Source organism: Sphingomonas sp. CFBP 13720, assembly GCF_014842075.1.
In the GTDB taxonomy this organism is placed as follows: domain Bacteria; phylum Pseudomonadota; class Alphaproteobacteria; order Sphingomonadales; family Sphingomonadaceae; genus Sphingomonas.
In genome coordinates this window covers 215,419-231,772 of the sequence record NZ_JACYVA010000002.1, presented here as the reverse complement: position 1 = coordinate 231,772, position 16,354 = coordinate 215,419, and the positions used below count along the sequence as shown (strand labels likewise).

Genomic DNA, 16,354 nt, shown 5'->3' with positions numbered 1-16,354 from the left:
TGTTGCGCCACGCCCCCGCCCCAAGTAAAGCGCGCGCTTCCATGACAGATCCGATCATCATCGCCGTGCCCAAAGGGCGTATCCTCGACGAGGCGATGCCGTTGCTGGCGCGCGCCGGAATCGTGCCCGAAGCCGCCTTTTCCGATCCCGACAGCCGGGCGCTGCGGTTCCGCACCGACCATGCCGACATCGACCTGATCCGCGTGCGCGCGTTCGACGTGGCGACGTTCGTGGCGCATGGGGCGGCGCAACTGGGCATCGTCGGGTCGGACGTACTGGCGGAGTTCGATTATTCCGAACTCTACGCGCCGGTCGACCTGAAGATCGGGCATTGCCGCATCTCCGTCGCGGAACCGGCCGATCTGGCGGCGGGCGACGATCCGCGCGGATGGAGCCATGTGCGGATCGCCACCAAATACCCCTACACCACCCGCCGCCATTTCGCGGCGCGCGGCGTTCAGGCCGAATGCGTCAAGTTGAACGGCGCGATGGAACTGGCCCCGGTACTGGGCCTTGCGCCGCGTATCGTCGATCTGGTGTCGTCGGGCCGGACGCTAAAGGAGAACGGGCTGGTGGAAGTCGAAACGATCGCGGAGGTCACCTCGCGCCTCGTCGTCAATCGCGCGGCGTTCAAGACGCGTGCGCAGGTGGTGCCGCTGGTCGATGCGTTCCGCCGGGCGGTGGCGGCATGATCCGGCTCGACGCAGCCGCAGCCGGCTTCGCGCAGGACTTTACCGCGCTGGTCGATGCCCGGCGCGAGGCGGACGGCGACGTTGCGCGCGACGTGGCGGCGATCCTGCGCGCGGTGAAGGACGATGGCGACGCGGCGGTGCGCGCGTTCACGCAGCGGTTCGATCGGCACGACCCGGAAGAGAGCGGCTGGCAAATCGATCGCGCGACGTGCGACGCGGCGCTGGCCGGGCTGGACCCGACCCTGCGCGCTGCGCTCGAACTCGCGCATGGGCGGATCGTCACCTATCACGCCAAACAGCGTCCGGCGGACAGCGACGGTGTCGACGATGCCGGGGTCCGGCTGGGCGCGCGGTGGCGGGCAGTCGCGGCGGCGGGGGTCTATGTTCCCGGTGGTCGCGCGGCCTATCCGTCGTCGGTGCTGATGAACGTCGTGCCGGCAAAGGTCGCGGGCGTGGAGCGGATCGTGATGGTCACGCCGACGCCCGACGGACACGTCAATCCGCTGGTCCTCGCCGCCGCCGCGCTGGCGGGCGTGGACGAGGTGTGGCGGATCGGCGGGGCGCAGGCGATCGCCGCGCTAGCCTATGGCACCGGGCGCATCGCCCCGGTCGACGTCGTCACCGGCCCCGGCAATGCGTGGGTCGCGGAGGCCAAGCGGCAGCTATACGGCGTGGTCGGGATCGACATGGTCGCGGGACCGTCCGAGATCGTCGTGGTGGCGGACGGCGCGAACGATCCCGAATGGATCGCCGCCGACCTGTTGAGCCAGGCCGAACACGACCCGACCAGCCAGTCGATCCTGTTCACCGACGATGCCGCGTTCGGCGACGCGGTGGCGGCGGCGGTCGATCGGCAGATCGCGGAGCTGGCGACCGGCGCGGTGGCGCGCGCCAGCTGGGACGCCAATGGCGCGATCGTCGTGGTCGACACGCTGGCCGCCGCGATGCCGCTGGTCGACCGGCTGGCGCCCGAACATCTCGAACTGGCGGTCGGCGATCCCGAACCGTTGTTCGACATGGTCCGCAACGCCGGATCGGTGTTCCTCGGCCGGCATACGCCCGAAGCGGTCGGCGACTATGTCGCCGGGCCGAACCACGTGCTGCCGACCGGCCGGCGTGCGCGCTTCGCATCGGGGCTGTCGGTGCTGGACTATATGAAGCGCACCAGCTTTCTCGGTCTCGATGCCGCCGCACTGGCGCGGATCGGGCCGGCGGCGGTGACGCTGGCCGGGGCCGAAGGGCTGCCGGCGCACGCGCGGTCGGTGGCGATCCGGCTGTAATCGATTCGACCCGGGGCGTCGTCGCCCTTATTGGACAGGCTTATGAACACGAAGAATACCCGTCCGCGCGGTGCCCGACAGGCCCGCGCCGCCGCCCGGCTCGCCGCCGTTCAGGCGCTGTACCAGCACGAGATGGAAGCGACGCCGATCCCGTCGCTGCTGCACGAATTCCACCAGCACCGGCTGGGCGCTACCATCGAGGAAGTGGAATATGCGGAAGCCGACGTCCAGTTCTTCGACGACATCGTCCGCGGCGTCGACGCCCGGCGCGAGGAAATCGACGGGCTGATCGCATCGAAACTGTCGACCGGCTGGACGCTCGACCGGCTGGACAAGCCGATGCGGCAGATCCTGCGCGCAGGGACGTACGAGCTGCTCGCCCGGCTGGACGTGCCGGTAGCGGCGGTCATCAGCGAGTATCTCGACGTGGCCGATGCGTTCTACGACCGGCGCGAAAAGGGGTTCGTCAATGGGCTGCTGGATTCGGTCGCGAAGACGGTTCGCAACTGAAGGGGGCGGGGGCGACCGGTACGGGTCAGCCCTCTTCCTCGCACGAATTACCGGTTTTCTGCTCTTACGTAGCTCGCCGAAGCTACAGGATCGCAGCGCTATTTCGGCTTCAACCGCGTAGCCGATCTGGCAAGTCTCAAAAAATGTGCATTTCAGGGTGATCGGTAAAGGCGGTCGTGCAGAAAGCGATCAGGTAGCCGAAGAGCCGTCTATCCGACGGCGGCGTCCAGCTGATCTCCTATCGAGAACGGTCGGCGAACATAATGGTGCTGCCATGCAGGTGCCAGCCGATCCAGCATTTCGGCTTCGACGGCGCCCAGAACGTAGAAGGAGCCACGTTTCCAGACGCTAAGTCCTTGATCGTTCATTGCTCGCAGGCTGGTAGATAACGCAGCCCAGCGATCTGCTGCGACCGCCGCAACGCCTTTGTCGGTACGGCCAGCAATTTGCGCAAGCTTCAGCTCCGACCAGCGAGCGACACCTTCCTGGCCGACTTGAAATTCGTAATAACTCCACGCTGCCTCTCCCGCCGCCGTTTGCGCGGATCGACGTGCTGCCAGATACGCCACGGCGAGTTCACGATTCTGATCGGGACGCTGGTTGGCAAGGAAGGCCAGCGCACGACCGTTCATATCCGCGAACGCAGCCGCCACTTTCGGGTCTGCATAGGGGAATGGGTAGCTGAGTATCCATTGTGTCCCTTGCTGGCCCAGAGACCGGCCGGCTGCCGACACAGCATTCAGGTAACCGGGCAGGGACGCTTGGTACTGATGGAACGTTTCATGAAGTAATGTGACGATCCACTCCGACCGCGAAGATTCCAGTGCGTCGGGCAGCCCGATCTGAATGACAGGTTGTCCGTCCAGATCGGTGGCAGCCGCAAGGTCGACCGGCAATTGCCGATTTCGGACCTGCATATTGCATCCTGTCATTTTATCGATCGGCAGACGCCGAAAGCCTTTTGCCGGCCGGCCGCAGAATAGCACTTCGCGAGTCGGTTCGATTAGTTGCACCGGTATGGAAATTCGCGAATAATCCGGCCAGATTCCATCTCCCGAATGGCTGACGATTTCCCGCGTGTCCCGGATCATTGTCCGGACGGGAGCAGAAGGTGTCACGGATGTGGCGGATGCGCCTAGCATGGCGAGGGTCATGAACATTACGAAGTTAGATCGTATAATATTTGTATTTGCAACCTGTTCGGGGTTCGGAAAGCTTCGCCACCGGAATTAGTAGCATAGAAATAGCCCTGTCGAGCAGGCGGACCATCATTTCGCAGCCCGCCATACTCAACGGTCGCCGGCTACCCCCCATCAACCCGTCACGGATAGCTGACGGTCTTCGGCACTTCCGGGATCGGAATGAACTCGACCGAATCGTCGGGCACCTTGGGGAAACGGCCGGCTTTCCAGTCCTGTTTGGCCTGTTCGATCCGGTCGCGGCGCGACGATACGAAATTCCACCAGACCAGTCGGGGTGTGGCGAACGCTTCCCCGCCGCACAGCATGACGCGAGCGCCGCCGCGCGACCGCAGCGTCGCCGCGATGCCGGGACGCAGGACGTACAGCGTCATCGGTTCCAGCGTCGCGCCGTCCAGTTCGGCATCGCCATGCGTCAGGTACAGCGCGCGTTCGTCGGCACCTGCATCGATCGGGATCGCACCGCCCGTGTCCAGCACGATATCGGCATAGATCGTCGCGGCATATTGCGTGGTGGGTGCGCTGGCACCCCACAAATCGCCCATCACGACGCGCGCGGTCGCGCCCGATCCGGTGACGACCGGCAGGTCGGCGGCGGCGACATGCTCGAATGCCGGGTCCATTTCCTCGCGATCCTCGGGCATGGCCAGCCATGTCTGGATGCCCGACAGCACGGGGCCGCCCGCACGTTCGTCGGACGGGCTGCGTTCGGAATGAACGATGCCATGCCCGGCGGTCATCAGGTTGACGGCACCCGGTTCGATCCGCGCGAACGTGCCCAGCGAATCGCGATGGTCGATCGCGCCGCCGAACAGATAGGTCACGGTCGACAGGTTGATATGGGGATGCGGACGCACGTCGATCCCTTGTCCCGGATCGAGTTCGGCCGGTCCCATCTGGTCGAAGAAGATGAACGGGCCGACCATCGTCCGTGTTTTGGTGGGCAGCGTGCGGTGGACCTTGAACCCGCCAAGGTCGTGGGTGATCGGCTGGATCGTCTGAAGAAAGAAGCGGTCGTTTTCCATCAGCGGGCTTTCGGTTCGGTCGGGAAGGAATGGGTCATGCGGCATCGCCGGGCGCGCGCGCGCGGATCGCCAGCGCGTGGATTCGCGTCGCCAGCAGATCGGCCAGCGCATGGTTGACCAGCCGCTGGCGCGCAACCCGCGACTGGCCGGCAAAGCGGGGTGATTCGATCGTGACGGAGAAATGCGTTTCCCCCGTACCGTCGTCGCCCATATGGCCGGCATGCTGGTGGCTGTCGTTGGTGACGGTCAGGTGCGACGGATCGAGTGCGGCGGTGAGCCGGGCGGCGATCAGATCAGCGAGCGGAGCGGTGGTCGTGTCGGTCATCATGCCTATATAACCCGTTTTGCCAAAGGGAGTCGCGTGGCGCGCGAGAAGATCAGCAAGGACCGCCCCACCGCCCGGTTTCACGGGCGCGTCGATGCGAACGGACGACCATGCGAGGTGCCCGGCTGCCCCGAATCGGGCGAGTTCCGTGCGCCTCCGCTGGAAGGTGCGCCGCAGGGCAGCGAGCGGCCGTCGGGCTATCGCTGGTTCTGCCTCGACCATATCCGGCAATTCAATGCGGGGTATAACTACTTCGCCGGCATGACGGCCGAAGAAATCCACGACGCCCAGCGGCCCTATGCCGGGTGGGAGCGCGAAACCCGCGCGTTCGCGCATGGCGGCGCGGATCGCGGGCCGGCATGGGCGGACTTCGCCGATCCGCTCGACGCGATCGGCGCGAAATACCGGACCGGCATGGGCGGCGCACCGCGCGCCGACCGGCGCGACGGGCGGGCGCTGACTTCGGCCGATCGCTCCGCGCTGAAGGTCATGGGGCTTGAGATCGACATCGACCGGACCGCGTTGCGCAAACGCTATTCGGAGCTGGTGCGGCGCTACCATCCCGATCGCAACGGTGGCGACCGCAGCCACGAGGCGGCGTTGCAGAAGGTGCTGGCGGCGTATCAGCAGTTGAAGGGATCACCCGCCTTCGCGTGATGGCGTCACGCCAGCCGCTGCGCCACCGCCTCCAGCTGCTGCGCGACGGCGCCCCATCCGCCCTCGAACCCCATGTCCGCATGCATCCGGGCGGTGTCGGCGTCCCAATGCCGGGCGGCGGCGCGGTAGAGGGTGTGGTCGCCATCGGCGGCGAAGGTGAAGACGCCGACGAACGCCAGTTGCTGCACCTGCGGCTGCCAGCCGGGGGCGATCGCGTTGGTGAACACGATCCGTTCGTGCGGCACGACGTCGAGGATCACGCTTTCGCCGGTCATTTCCTCCCCGCCCGGGCCGCGCATCGTGGTGGCGAAGCGACCGCCGGGGACGAGATCCAATGCGAGCAGTTCGGTGCGCCACGGCACCGGGCACCACCATTCCGCCAGATGTCCGGTCCATGCGGACCACACCGCCGCCAGCGGTGCTGCGATGCGACGTTCGATGGCGAGTTCGTGACCGGTCATGCCCGCGCTCCCACCAGTCCGAAGCGGACGCCTTCCGGGTCGGTCGCGGTCAGCGAAAAGGCGCCGCCGGGAATCGGGTCCGGTCCATGCACGACGGTGCCACCGCCCTGCGCGATGCGGCCGGCGGCGGCATCGATATCGTCGACGAGGAAATAATATAGCCAGCCCGGCCGTCCACCCGGCGGCACGTCCATCGCCGCACCGATGACCGCGTCGCCCGCTCGCACGAAGCGATATTCGCCCAGCGATCCCATCGGCATGCCGCCATCCTGTCGCCAGCCGAACCGATCGCCGTAGAATGCGATCGCGGACTGCGAATCGGGCGCGCTCAGTTCGTTCCACACGACGTGGCCGGGGGTGGCGTGGGTATCACCGGCGAACGCGCGCGAGACGTCGGCGGTCGCGCCGCGCATCACGTACAGCGCACTGCCGTCGGGATCGGCCAGCAGCGCGAGCCGCCCGACGCCGGGAATATCGGTAGGCGGCATGTGCACCTGCCCGCCATTGGCCGCGAAATCGGCGGCAGTGGCGTCGACATCGTCGATCCCGACATAGCCGAGCCATGTCGGCCCCGGCATCCCGGCGGGCATGGCCATCAGCCCGCCGATCCGGTCGCCATCGGGCGCGACCATCAACCGATAGTCCATGCCGGGCATGCCCGATGGCTCCACCCGCCACCCGACGACATCGCCATAGAATGCCGCCGCCGCATCGGGATCGCGCGCGACCAGTTCGTACCAGACGAAGCCCGCCGCGCCGCTCACGCCGCCGGCTCCGTCCGCATGTCGACGACGGGCTCGAACCCGCCATAGACCATGCGCTTGCCATCGAACGGCGCATCCCGGCTGCCGAGCCGGTCGTCGGCCATCACACGGCCCCACCCGGCGTTGCGCGCGTCCTTCGACGGCCATTCGATCCATGCGAACACGACCGTCTCGTCCGGCTGCAACTGGACCGCGCGCGCGAAATCGGTGCGCGTGCCGGCGGGAACGTCGTCGCCCCACGCCTCGACGACGCGCACCGCCCCGTGATCGCGGAATACCGCTGCATTATGGGCGGCGAAGGCGGAGTAGGCGTCGCGTGCGTCGCTCCGCACGGGGACAAGTACGCCGTCGACATAGCCGGTCGTCGCATGAATCCGTTCGTCGAGGATCGGCAGAAACCCTCCGAAGATCATGCGTGCGCCGTCGAACGGCATCGGCATGTCGTGCAGCCGCGCGTCGTTCATCAATTGCTGCTGTGCCGCGTCGCGCGTGGCGCGATCGGGATATTCGACCCAACTGAACACGACCGCTTCGTCGTCGCCGCATTCGACGGAGCGGGCGAAATCGGTCCGTGTGCCGGCGGGCACGTCGTCCGCCCAGCATTCGACCTGACGCGTTGCGCCGGCCTCCGCAAACACGTCCCACGCCGCGCGGGCGTGCGCGATGAAGGCATCGCGATTGGCGTGCGGCACCGCCGCCACGAAACCGTCTACATACGACATGGACCGTCTCCTTCGAGAATCATGCGGGCAGGTTGCAGAAGATCGCGATGCCGGTGACGAGGAATCCAGCAAGACCGAGCGTGAAAGGGCAGCGTTTCACGCCCGGAGATCCGGCGTGGGCAGGCGTACGGGGTTCGGTATCGCATCACGTTCCCTGAATGCACGATTCGGTTTGGTTTGTAGTGGGTGCGCCCGATCGTTACATGTTGCAACGATGAAGTTAGAAAAAGTAACCGAGAACGGTCGACGTCGGTATGACGACGCATGCGGCGCGGCGCTGGGCATGGATTATGTCGGGGAACGCTGGGCGCTGTTGCTGATGCGCGAACTGTTGCTGGGGCCGCGGCGGTTCGGCGAATTGCGGTCCGGGTTGCCAGGCATCAGTGCGAACGTGCTTACGCAACGGCTGACCGGGCTGGAGGCGGCGGGAATCGTACGACGCGAACGGTTGCCGCCGCCCGCCAGCGCGCAGGTCTATGCGCTGACGCCATGGGGGATGGAAAGCGAGCCGGTGGTGCTGGCGCTGGGGCGCTGGGCGCTGCGGTCGCCCGCGCACGATACTTCGCTGCCATTTTCGCGGGTGTCGTTGATGCTGTCGCTGCGGATGCTGATGGTGCAGGAACGCGCGGCGGGCTTTACCGCGACCGTGGCGTTCCATCTGGGCGAGGAACGCTATGTCGCGCGGCTGACGGCAGGGGACCTGCGGGTGTGGCGTGGCGAGGTCGACGCGCCGGACGCAATTCTGGCGGGAGAGACGGCGGCGTTCAAGCCGGTGCTGTACGGCGGCATGCCGCTGGCGGTGGCCGAAGCGACCGGGCGAATCGCCGTCGCGGGGAACCGTGCGGTCGCCGAACGGTTCACCGGCCTGTTCCGCCTGCCCGACAAGGTTGAGTAGCGCGGGCGGTTCGTCCTAAAGAGCGGCCACGGCCCGGCCGAGGCCCGCGAAAGGCACGCATGACCACCACCGATACAATGCCCGATCCCAGCGATACGACGATCCTGCCTTCCCCCGACCGGATGGTGAAGGTGCGCGACGTCTTCGGCATCGATTCGCCGATGGAAGTTCCGGCGTTCTCGATCGCCGACGAGCGCGTTCCCGACACCGATCCGGCCTATGTCTTCGATCCCGACACGACGCTGGCGATCCTTGCCGGCTTTGCCCATAACCGGCGCGTGATGGTGCAGGGCTATCACGGCACCGGCAAGTCGACGCACATCGAACAGGTCGCGGCACGGCTCAACTGGCCGTGCATCCGCATCAACCTCGACGCGCATATCAGCCGGATCGACCTGATCGGGCGTGACGCGATCGTGCTGCGCGACGGACAGCAGGTGACGGAGTTCCGCGAGGGGCTGTTGCCATGGGCGTTGCAGACGCCGACCGCGCTCGTCTTCGACGAATATGACGCGGGGCGGCCCGACGTGATGTTCGTGATCCAGCGCGTACTGGAAACCGAAGGCAAGCTGACGCTGCTCGACCAGAACCGCGTGATCCGGCCCAACCCCTATTTCCGGCTGTTCGCGACCGCGAATACGGTCGGTCTGGGCGATACCAGCGGGCTGTATCACGGCACGCAGCAGATCAATCAGGGCCAGATGGATCGGTGGAACATCGTCGTCACGCTCAATTATCTGCCCGCGCAGACCGAGGCGCGGATCGTGCTGGCCAAGTCGGGCGAGTATGACAAGAAGGGCGGCAAGGAGACCGTCGAGAAAATGGTGCGCGTCGCGGACATGACGCGGCGCGGCTTCGTCAACGGCGATATATCGACGGTCATGTCGCCGCGTACCGTCATCACGTGGGCCCAGAACGCGTTGATCTTTGGCGACGTCGGCTTCGCGTTCCGCCTGTCGTTCCTGAACAAGTGCGACGAGGCCGAGCGCGCACTGGTCGCCGAATATTACCAGCGCGTGTTCGGCAAGGATCTGCCGGAAAGCGTGGTCGGCAAGGCGTAATCGCCGACCTGAAACCGCCATGCCGCGATGATGGGCGGATTGACACACCTGTCAGTACCGCCCACCTTCGTGGCATGGCACATCAACATCCGCTCGCGGTCAGTATCGGCGACATCGACCATATGGGCCATGTGAACAACGCGGTGTACCTGTCGTGGGTGCAGGACGCGGTCGTCGCCTATTGGGAATGCGTCGCGCCCGCCGAGGCAGTGGCCCGCCACCTGTGGGTCGCGCTGCGCCACGAGATCACCTATCGCCGGCCCGCCTTTCTCGACGACACGATCGTTGCGACGGTGATCGCCGAACGGGTCGAGGGCGTGCGCGCCTATTTCTCGACGTTGATCCAGCGTGGCGAAGAGGTGCTGGTCGAAGTCAAAAGCACGTGGTGTTCGCTCGATTCGGAAACGAAGCGTCCGGCGCGGCTGGCGCGCGACGTCGTGCGGCGGTTCCTGCCCGAATAACGCTTTCGTTTTTTGCAATCACGATAAGGACCTGTGCAGTTGCGATGGTGCGCTGCACAACGGTATCAATCCGGCAACGAAACGACGCCGCCGCGTCGATCCAGAAACCGGAGAAACACCATGCGCGCCTTTGTGATCGCTGCCGCCTTCCGTGTCGCCCTCGTCGCCACCGGCATGCTCGTTCCCGCCATCGCCGCCCAGGCGAACGAGGTCGAGCGCGAAGGATACAAGTTCGATTACACCAGCGCAGTGACGAAGGACGGCGCGACCGTGCTGAGCGGCACCGAGACCGTGAGCGGCGAACCGTTCCGCTTCGTCGTGCGCGATCGTCTGGTCACCGGCAACGTCGACGGCCGCCCGGTGCGCTTCCGCATCGCCAAGCCGCTGAACGGTGGCAAGCTGGTCGCCAGCCGCTAAGCATTTCCGTCCGCAAGGATGGCGCGACGCCCGTCCCCCGCAAGGGGGCGGGCGTTTCTGCGTCGGGCGCTATGCGGCAATGCGGACGACCGGATATCGACCGGTCGTCTGCCATGCATGCTACGTTACCCGTGGATTGCGCGTGCTGCACCGCCCGCCGCTTCAATAGGCGATGCGCCACAGCCTTAGCGGCGAACCCTTGGGCAGCGGGACGGGGGTCAGCCATGCGGGCACCTTGCCCTTCGCCAGTTGCCCATAGAAGCCGTTCGGGGCGCGCGAGCGATAGATGGTGGTTTCGGCCATGTTCGGGCAGGTCAGCACATAGCGGGCACCGTGCCGCTTCGCGATCGGACGGAAGTCGTCGACGCTACCCTGAAACGCATGGTGCACGTCTAGGATCGCCTGCCCGTTGCGATGATAGGGGCCGGTGATGCCGTCGTGATGCGTCGCGACGATCAGCCGTGGTCCCAGATCGACATGGGTGAACATCACCGCGCGCGGTATCCGGTCGAGTGCGGCCAGCGCGGGCAGGGTGGCGCAGCGCGATCCGGCGCGAAGGACCGTCTTCGTCCGTTCGCTGGGCGGATCGATGCGGAATTGCTGGACGATGTATCCCACCGCCATGCTGGACAGGATCAGGAGCGCGACGACGATGCCGACGACGCGCACGACCGGGTTGCCCCGGCGCAGGATCGACGGCAGCAGCACCCATGCCAGCGCGGTCGTGCCGGGCAGCGCCAGCAACTGCGCCGCCGGGCCGGAGCGGACCTGCCAGAACAGCATCGCGACCGCGAAGGCGGTGAACAGCGTGATCGCGGCCCAGCCGACGAAGCGTTCGCTGCGCCATGCGTGCCACGTCGCGAAGATCGCGCCGATCAGTCCGACGATTGGCCCGGTCACGAGCGGCAGGATCGTGCGCCACGGCAGGACGTAGACCGGCTTGGCCTCTCGGACATTGTTGAGCCAGGCGCGCGCCAGTTCGTCCGACACCCCTTCGGGTCGCTGGAGGCATTGCGGGAACAACGTGGCGAACGCTGCCGCCAGCGCCGCGCCGGCGACCACCGCCAGCAACAGGCGCAGCCATGGCGAGCGCGGCGACACCCATGCCAGCATCAGCAGCAACGCACCGCCCGCCACGACCGCCGACAGCCAGATCGGCGTCAGCGCATCGCACCGCATCGCGTAGTTGGCGTTCGAGGCAAAGGCGAGGAACCCTGCCGCGCTACCCCCGGCCAGCGTCGCGCCATATACCGCCAGCCGTCGTGCCTCCCCCCGGTCCCACGTCCAGCGCAGCGCGACGATCGCCCCCGCCATGCCGCAATAGGGCAGGAGTTCGAGGCCGATGGTCAGCGACACCGCCGACGACAGTCCGACGGTAAGCCCGCCGCGCGCCTGTTTCGGATCGGCCAGACCGGCGACGGTCCACGCCAGACAGGCAAGCTGCCAGCCATGATGATCGATGCGCATCGGCATGAACATCAACAGCGTGGACGAACAGCCGAACAGGAACAGGATCGCCAGCGGCCATGCCAGTCGGTCGATCAGCCGCCGTGCGGTCGCGGCCAGCGCGACCAGCGTAACCGCCAGCGGCAACAGCGGCGCGATCCCCACGGCCAGCCGTTCGGCCCAGAACGCCCCGCCGAACGGTCGGAACAACATATACAGCCCGGCGATCGGCAGGTCGACCAATCGCGACCAGTGGATGTCCAGCCCGTCCGGCGGGTTCAGCCGATATTGCCGTAGATCGTACCAGCCCTGCCCGGACAACAGCCCGCGCACCTGCATCAGCCGAATATTGTCGTCGGTATCGGACAGCGACAGCCAGTAGACCGCGTTCCAGCGGACATAGAGATACCATGCCGCGATCAATACCCATGCGAGCAATACCCAGCGCAGCCAGTGGCGATCGAGCGTCCGTGGCCGGTATGGATCGGTGGTCAAAATCGCTTCCCCCCGCCGCGCGTGCATTCTACGGCGGCTTACACGCAATCGGGTCGCTCTATCGGCTCCCGCGCAAAGGACAAGACGTGGACACCGGGACCGGCCGTATCGAAAGCCTGTTGAACCATGGCCTGCTGGGCCAGTTGGTCCGGTTCGGCATTGTCGGCGTGCTTTCGACCGCCGTGTATGCCGCCGTATATCTGCCGCTGGTATATCGGGTGTTGCCCACCGGCTATGCGTTCGTCGCGGTATTGCCGGCCTTCGTCGTGGCCGCCGCATTCGGGTTCGTCGCGCACGGTCGGTGGAGTTTCCGCGACCATGGCGAACGGCGCGGCGGCGCGGAACAGCCGCTGAAGTTCCTCGTGGTGCAGGGGTTCGGCATGGCGCTGAACGCCGGCTTCACCTTCGTCATCGCCGACATGGCGGGGGGGCCGGAATGGCTGCCACTGGTGCCGGCGATGCTGGTGACGCCGATCGCGACCTTCGCGCTCAATCGCAAATGGGTATTCGGATAAGATGGACCGCATCGTCTACGACCGCATGGCGGCGCATGATTCGACGCATTGGTGGTATCGCGCGCGCCGCGAGATCCTGGCCGACTATGTCGCGCGCAATGCCGGACTGAAGCCGGATGCCCGCATCCTCGAGATAGGATGCGGCACGGGCCACAACCTGCCGATGCTGGCCGCGTTCGGCAGCGTCGATGCGATCGAGATCGATCCCGCCGCCCGCGCCATCGCGACCGAACGGCTGGGCAAGCCGGTGGGCGAGGCACCGTTGCCGACGCTGGACGGCGTGACCGGATCGTACGACATGATCGCGGTGCTCGACGTGGTCGAGCATATCGAGGACGACGTGGCGACGTTTCGCGGCATGGCCGACCGGCTGGCCCCCGGCGGCAAGATCCTCGTCACCGTTCCCGCGCACCAGTGGATGTGGAGCGCGCACGACGTAGTGAACCATCACCACCGCCGTTATTCCAAGGCGACGCTGGCCAAGGCGATCGCCGATGCCGGGCTGACGCACAACGGTCTGCGCTATTTCAACTCGCTGCTGTTCCCCGCCGCCGTCGCGGCCCGGGTGGCGGGCAAGCTGACCGGCAAGGACGACAGCGACGATTCGCCGCCGCCCAAGGTGCTGAACCGCGCGTTCGAGGCGATCTTCCGGCTGGAACGCTACCTGATCGGTCGCGTGCCGATGCCGCCGGGACTGTCGATCGTGACGCTGGTTTCGAAGCGATAGCCGGCCCAAAGGTCACGAAAGTCACACTCGCGACGATATCGCGCGTTTGTCGTTTCCGGGCGTGATCGATGCGGTTGTCAAAGAGCGTTGGAGGGCATGGCAGGACGGCGCGGTGTAGGACAGGGGTTTCCGGTCGACGCTGGTCTGAGGGCATTTGACCGGTCTGTTCGAAGGATCGGGGGGGCTTCGATATGGCGCTTTGACAGGCTCAGCGCCTACTCAGCATGGACGGGATGGGGGGAACTCAGTCCGGGCCTTTCCGGTTCGCGCCTGACCTCTTCGTTCGGTTCGGGCATGTCTGGAACGCCTGTCCCCGAGGAGGGGGTTCTCGACAGGCTCGAACCGAACGGAGATTGTGGCGGCAGCGCGGTTTGAACCGAACGGCGCGCGAGGGCCGTGCGGCTCGGACGGAACGGCGGGCGTGGTGGGGACCAAACGGCGCACCCGGCGGCGGGCGGCCCGAACCGAGCCGCGCGCGGCGGCGGGGCGGCCTGAACCGATCCGAAAACCTACCGCCCGAACAAGCGTTTCCACCGCCATTTCGGCCCCGCCGATTGCAGCACGCCGCGCCGGAACAGCTTGGCACCCAGCGCGATGGTCAGCGTCACCCACAGCAATTGCCATGCGATCGCGGCCAGATGCGGCCAGATATCGGTGCCGGTCGCCGCCCGTGCCGCCATCGCGAACGGTGAGCTGAACGGAAACAGTTCGGCCGCTGTCGCGACCCAGCTGCCCGGACGGCTGACCGCCGCCAGTGCGACGCCGAACATCGCCATCTGGAAGATGGTGATGGGCAGCGACAGCATCTGGATTTCGCGGGGCGTGGACGCCTGTGCACCGACCGTCAGGAACACCGACCCCAGCAACATATACGCCATGGTGAAATAGGCGATGTAGAGCGCGACGAAGACCGGCATGCCGACGGCGGGCGCGATTCCGGCGATACCGCTGGCCACTTCGGCCGGAAGCAGCGCGCCGATATTGGCGGCGATCGTCGCCCAGAAGGCGAGGAACAGCACCGCAACGCCGAACATGCCGATCAGCTTGCCGAGGAACACCGATTCCAGCGGCACGGCGGCGGCCAGCACTTCGATCACCTTGTTCGACCGTTCCTCCGCCATCGTGCCGACTGCCTGTCCGGCCAGCATCAGTGTGACGATGAACAGCGACGCGACCGCGAACAGTCCCGCCGCGCTCTTGCCGCCCAGCGACGTGCTGCTGCGCGCGACGCGGGTAAAGGTCGGTTGCGACAGCGGTCCGGTCAGCCCGGCGCGCTGATCGCGCAGTGCCTGTTCGGCCAGCACAGCCATGTATTTCGCGGTGGTCGAGGTCGGTCGGACATGGACCAGCTGCGGCCGGTCGAGCGGGCCGTACAACACCGATGGGACGTCGGTGTCGCTGTCGGACAGCAGCGCGCGGGCCTGCTTCGCCGGATCGCCGTTCGGCGCGACGACGACCAGCGGCGGAAGGCCCGGTTCGGACAGGATGCCGGGGCGGATCATCGCATCGGCGCGTCGCAGGCGCTTCGCATCGTCCGGGGCGGCGATCGCGACGATGCGTTCCTTGCCCGCCGCGCCGCGTCCGACGCTGGCGGCCCCGATCCCGCCGATCGCGCCGAAGCCGGCGAACAGCAGCGGGGCGAGCAGGAACAGCAGGAACATCGGCGTCATCACGGTCGCGACGAAATCGCGGCGGGCGATGGTCAGCGTCTGGCGGATCAGGCGGCGGGTGTCGCTCATGCCGCCTGCTCCAGCGCCTGTTGCCCGACGATGCGGACGAAGGCGTCGTGCAGCCCCGGCCGTTCGATCGACAGTCCCGATATGCCGTAGCCCGCGTCGATCAGCTTCACCAATATCCCTTCGATTCCTTCGGGCGGCAACGTGAAGCGCCAGCCGCCGCCGCGCGTCGCATCCGCCTGTTCCGCGTCGGCGGGCAGCAGCGCGGCGATGCCGGGGGCGGGGTGGTGCGGCACGTAATGCGCCTTCATCGGCAGCATCGCGCGGGCGTCGTCCACCGTGCCTTCGAACCGGCGCTTGCCGCCTGCGATGATCGCGAGGCGGTCGCACAGCCGTTCGGCGTGGGCCATGACGTGGGTCGAGAACAGAATGGTCGCGCCCCGGTCGCGCTCCGCGCGGATCAGCGCTTCCAGCCGTTCCTGATTGACCGGGTCGAGGCCGGAAAAGGGTTCGTCGAGCACGAGGAATTCGGGCCGGTTCACGACCGAGCCCAGTAGCTGGACGAATTGCGCCATACCCTTGGAAAGCTTGCGGATTTTTTGATCTATCGCATGGCCTAGGCCCGCTTCCTCCAGCATCGTCGCGGCACGTTTGCGCCCGACCGACCAGTCGAGACCGCGCAGCGCGCCCATGAACGCGATCGCTTCGCGCGATTTCATGCCGGGGTACAGGCCGCGTTCCTCGGGCAGATAACCGACGCGGTCGGATGCGTCGCGCGGCGCGACATGGCCCAGCAGCGTGCGCGTGCCCTCATCGGGTTCGATGATGCCCAGCAGCATGCGCAGCGTCGTCGTCTTGCCCGCGCCGTTCGGGCCGAGCACGCCATAGACCGAACCCTGCGGGACGTGCAGGTCGATACCATCGACCACCCGCCGATCACCGAAACGCTTGACCAGCCCGGTGGCGCTCAACGCCCAGTTTTCGGTATGCAACCCATCCCCCCGTCGACGTCGGGCTTGAGGCCCG

19 protein-coding genes are annotated in these 16,354 nt (G+C 66.6%); 10 read left to right on the top strand and 9 right to left on the bottom strand.

Features of this window, described 5'->3' with window-relative positions:
• Window positions 1–41 precede the first annotated feature (41 nt).
• Genes hisG through nusB form a run of 3 tightly spaced genes read left to right on the top strand, consistent with a single transcriptional unit; the run spans window position 42 to window position 2,482 of the window.
• Window positions 42–692 (top strand): ATP phosphoribosyltransferase, encoded by a 651-nt coding sequence (gene hisG / locus IFT55_RS06215; protein ID WP_192090154.1) that lies wholly within the window; start codon window positions 42–44, stop codon window positions 690–692.
• Window positions 689–1,972, top strand: a complete 1,284-nt coding sequence (hisD, locus tag IFT55_RS06210) for a histidinol dehydrogenase (protein ID WP_192090152.1) — start codon at window positions 689–691, stop codon at window positions 1,970–1,972. Before hisG ends, hisD begins: the two co-directional genes overlap by 4 nt.
• A gap of 42 nt (window positions 1,973–2,014) precedes the next feature.
• On the top strand, window positions 2,015–2,482 hold the full coding sequence (nusB, locus tag IFT55_RS06205) for a transcription antitermination factor NusB (protein WP_192090150.1): 468 nt from the start codon (window positions 2,015–2,017) through the stop codon (window positions 2,480–2,482).
• 209 nt (window positions 2,483–2,691) lie between these two features.
• Here nusB and IFT55_RS06200 read toward each other — a convergent pair whose 3' ends face one another.
• From IFT55_RS06200 to IFT55_RS06190, 3 genes are all read right to left on the bottom strand, one after another.
• The gene (locus IFT55_RS06200; protein WP_192090149.1) at window positions 2,692–3,636 is read right to left on the bottom strand and encodes a hypothetical protein; all 945 of its coding nucleotides are present in this window, start codon (window positions 3,634–3,636) and stop codon (window positions 2,692–2,694) included.
• Between the two features lie 167 nt (window positions 3,637–3,803).
• Complete coding sequence (locus IFT55_RS06195) at window positions 3,804–4,706, bottom strand: pirin family protein (protein WP_192090147.1); 903 nt, start codon at window positions 4,704–4,706, stop codon at window positions 3,804–3,806.
• Between the two features lie 34 nt (window positions 4,707–4,740).
• Window positions 4,741–5,031: a BolA family protein gene (locus IFT55_RS06190; RefSeq protein ID WP_192090709.1), complete on the bottom strand. Its 291-nt coding sequence runs from the start codon at window positions 5,029–5,031 to the stop codon at window positions 4,741–4,743.
• Between the two features lie 36 nt (window positions 5,032–5,067).
• On the opposite strand from IFT55_RS06190, the gene IFT55_RS06185 reads away from it, so the two are divergent.
• On the top strand, window positions 5,068–5,688 hold the full coding sequence (locus IFT55_RS06185; protein WP_192090145.1) for a DnaJ domain-containing protein: 621 nt from the start codon (window positions 5,068–5,070) through the stop codon (window positions 5,686–5,688).
• A gap of 5 nt (window positions 5,689–5,693) precedes the next feature.
• Here the strand turns inward: IFT55_RS06185 and IFT55_RS06180 are convergent, their stop codons facing one another.
• The 3 genes from IFT55_RS06180 to IFT55_RS17770 are packed head-to-tail and all read right to left on the bottom strand — an operon-like array spanning window position 5,694 to window position 7,635.
• Window positions 5,694–6,149: an SRPBCC domain-containing protein gene (locus tag IFT55_RS06180; protein ID WP_192090143.1), complete on the bottom strand. Its 456-nt coding sequence runs from the start codon at window positions 6,147–6,149 to the stop codon at window positions 5,694–5,696.
• Window positions 6,146–6,913 carry a VOC family protein gene (locus IFT55_RS06175; protein WP_192090142.1) on the bottom strand — a complete coding sequence of 256 codons (768 nt, stop codon included), beginning with the start codon at window positions 6,911–6,913 and terminating at the stop codon, window positions 6,146–6,148. The genes IFT55_RS06180 and IFT55_RS06175 overlap by 4 nt, the downstream gene beginning before the upstream one ends.
• Complete coding sequence (locus IFT55_RS17770; RefSeq protein ID WP_192090140.1) at window positions 6,910–7,635, bottom strand: DUF1428 domain-containing protein; 726 nt, start codon at window positions 7,633–7,635, stop codon at window positions 6,910–6,912. Before IFT55_RS17770 ends, IFT55_RS06175 begins: the two co-directional genes overlap by 4 nt.
• 214 nt (window positions 7,636–7,849) lie before the next feature.
• On the opposite strand from IFT55_RS17770, the gene IFT55_RS06165 reads away from it, so the two are divergent.
• The 4 genes from IFT55_RS06165 to IFT55_RS06150 all read left to right on the top strand — a co-directional run bounded on the left by IFT55_RS06165 (window position 7,850) and on the right by IFT55_RS06150 (window position 10,469).
• Window positions 7,850–8,530, top strand: coding sequence for a winged helix-turn-helix transcriptional regulator (locus tag IFT55_RS06165; protein WP_192090138.1), 681 nt, complete (start codon window positions 7,850–7,852; stop codon window positions 8,528–8,530).
• A gap of 59 nt (window positions 8,531–8,589) precedes the next feature.
• Window positions 8,590–9,591: a cobaltochelatase subunit CobS gene (cobS, locus tag IFT55_RS06160; protein WP_192090137.1), complete on the top strand. Its 1,002-nt coding sequence runs from the start codon at window positions 8,590–8,592 to the stop codon at window positions 9,589–9,591.
• 74 nt (window positions 9,592–9,665) lie between these two features.
• Window positions 9,666–10,052, top strand: a complete 387-nt coding sequence (locus IFT55_RS06155) for an acyl-CoA thioesterase (RefSeq protein ID WP_192090129.1) — start codon at window positions 9,666–9,668, stop codon at window positions 10,050–10,052.
• 120 nt (window positions 10,053–10,172) lie between these two features.
• Window positions 10,173–10,469: a hypothetical protein gene (locus IFT55_RS06150; protein WP_192090127.1), complete on the top strand. Its 297-nt coding sequence runs from the start codon at window positions 10,173–10,175 to the stop codon at window positions 10,467–10,469.
• Window positions 10,470–10,631: 162 nt separating this feature from the next.
• Here IFT55_RS06150 and IFT55_RS06145 read toward each other — a convergent pair whose 3' ends face one another.
• A complete protein-coding gene (locus IFT55_RS06145) occupies window positions 10,632–12,410 on the bottom strand; it encodes an AcrB/AcrD/AcrF family protein (protein ID WP_249403627.1) in 1,779 nt (592 codons plus the stop codon).
• Between the two features lie 86 nt (window positions 12,411–12,496).
• Between IFT55_RS06145 and IFT55_RS06140 the strand changes: the two genes are divergently transcribed.
• Complete coding sequence (locus IFT55_RS06140; protein WP_342029241.1) at window positions 12,497–12,925, top strand: GtrA family protein; 429 nt, start codon at window positions 12,497–12,499, stop codon at window positions 12,923–12,925.
• A gap of 1 nt (window position 12,926) precedes the next feature.
• Window positions 12,927–13,652 (top strand): class I SAM-dependent methyltransferase, encoded by a 726-nt coding sequence (locus tag IFT55_RS06135; protein ID WP_192090121.1) that lies wholly within the window; start codon window positions 12,927–12,929, stop codon window positions 13,650–13,652.
• A 509-nt stretch (window positions 13,653–14,161) separates the two neighbouring features.
• Here IFT55_RS06135 and IFT55_RS06130 read toward each other — a convergent pair.
• Entirely contained in the window at window positions 14,162–15,391 is a 1,230-nt protein-coding gene (locus IFT55_RS06130; RefSeq protein WP_192090119.1) for an ABC transporter permease, read from the bottom strand.
• On the bottom strand, window positions 15,388–16,320 hold the full coding sequence (locus tag IFT55_RS06125; protein ID WP_192090117.1) for an ABC transporter ATP-binding protein: 933 nt from the start codon (window positions 16,318–16,320) through the stop codon (window positions 15,388–15,390). Before IFT55_RS06125 ends, IFT55_RS06130 begins: the two co-directional genes overlap by 4 nt.
• Window positions 16,321–16,354 lie beyond the last annotated feature (34 nt).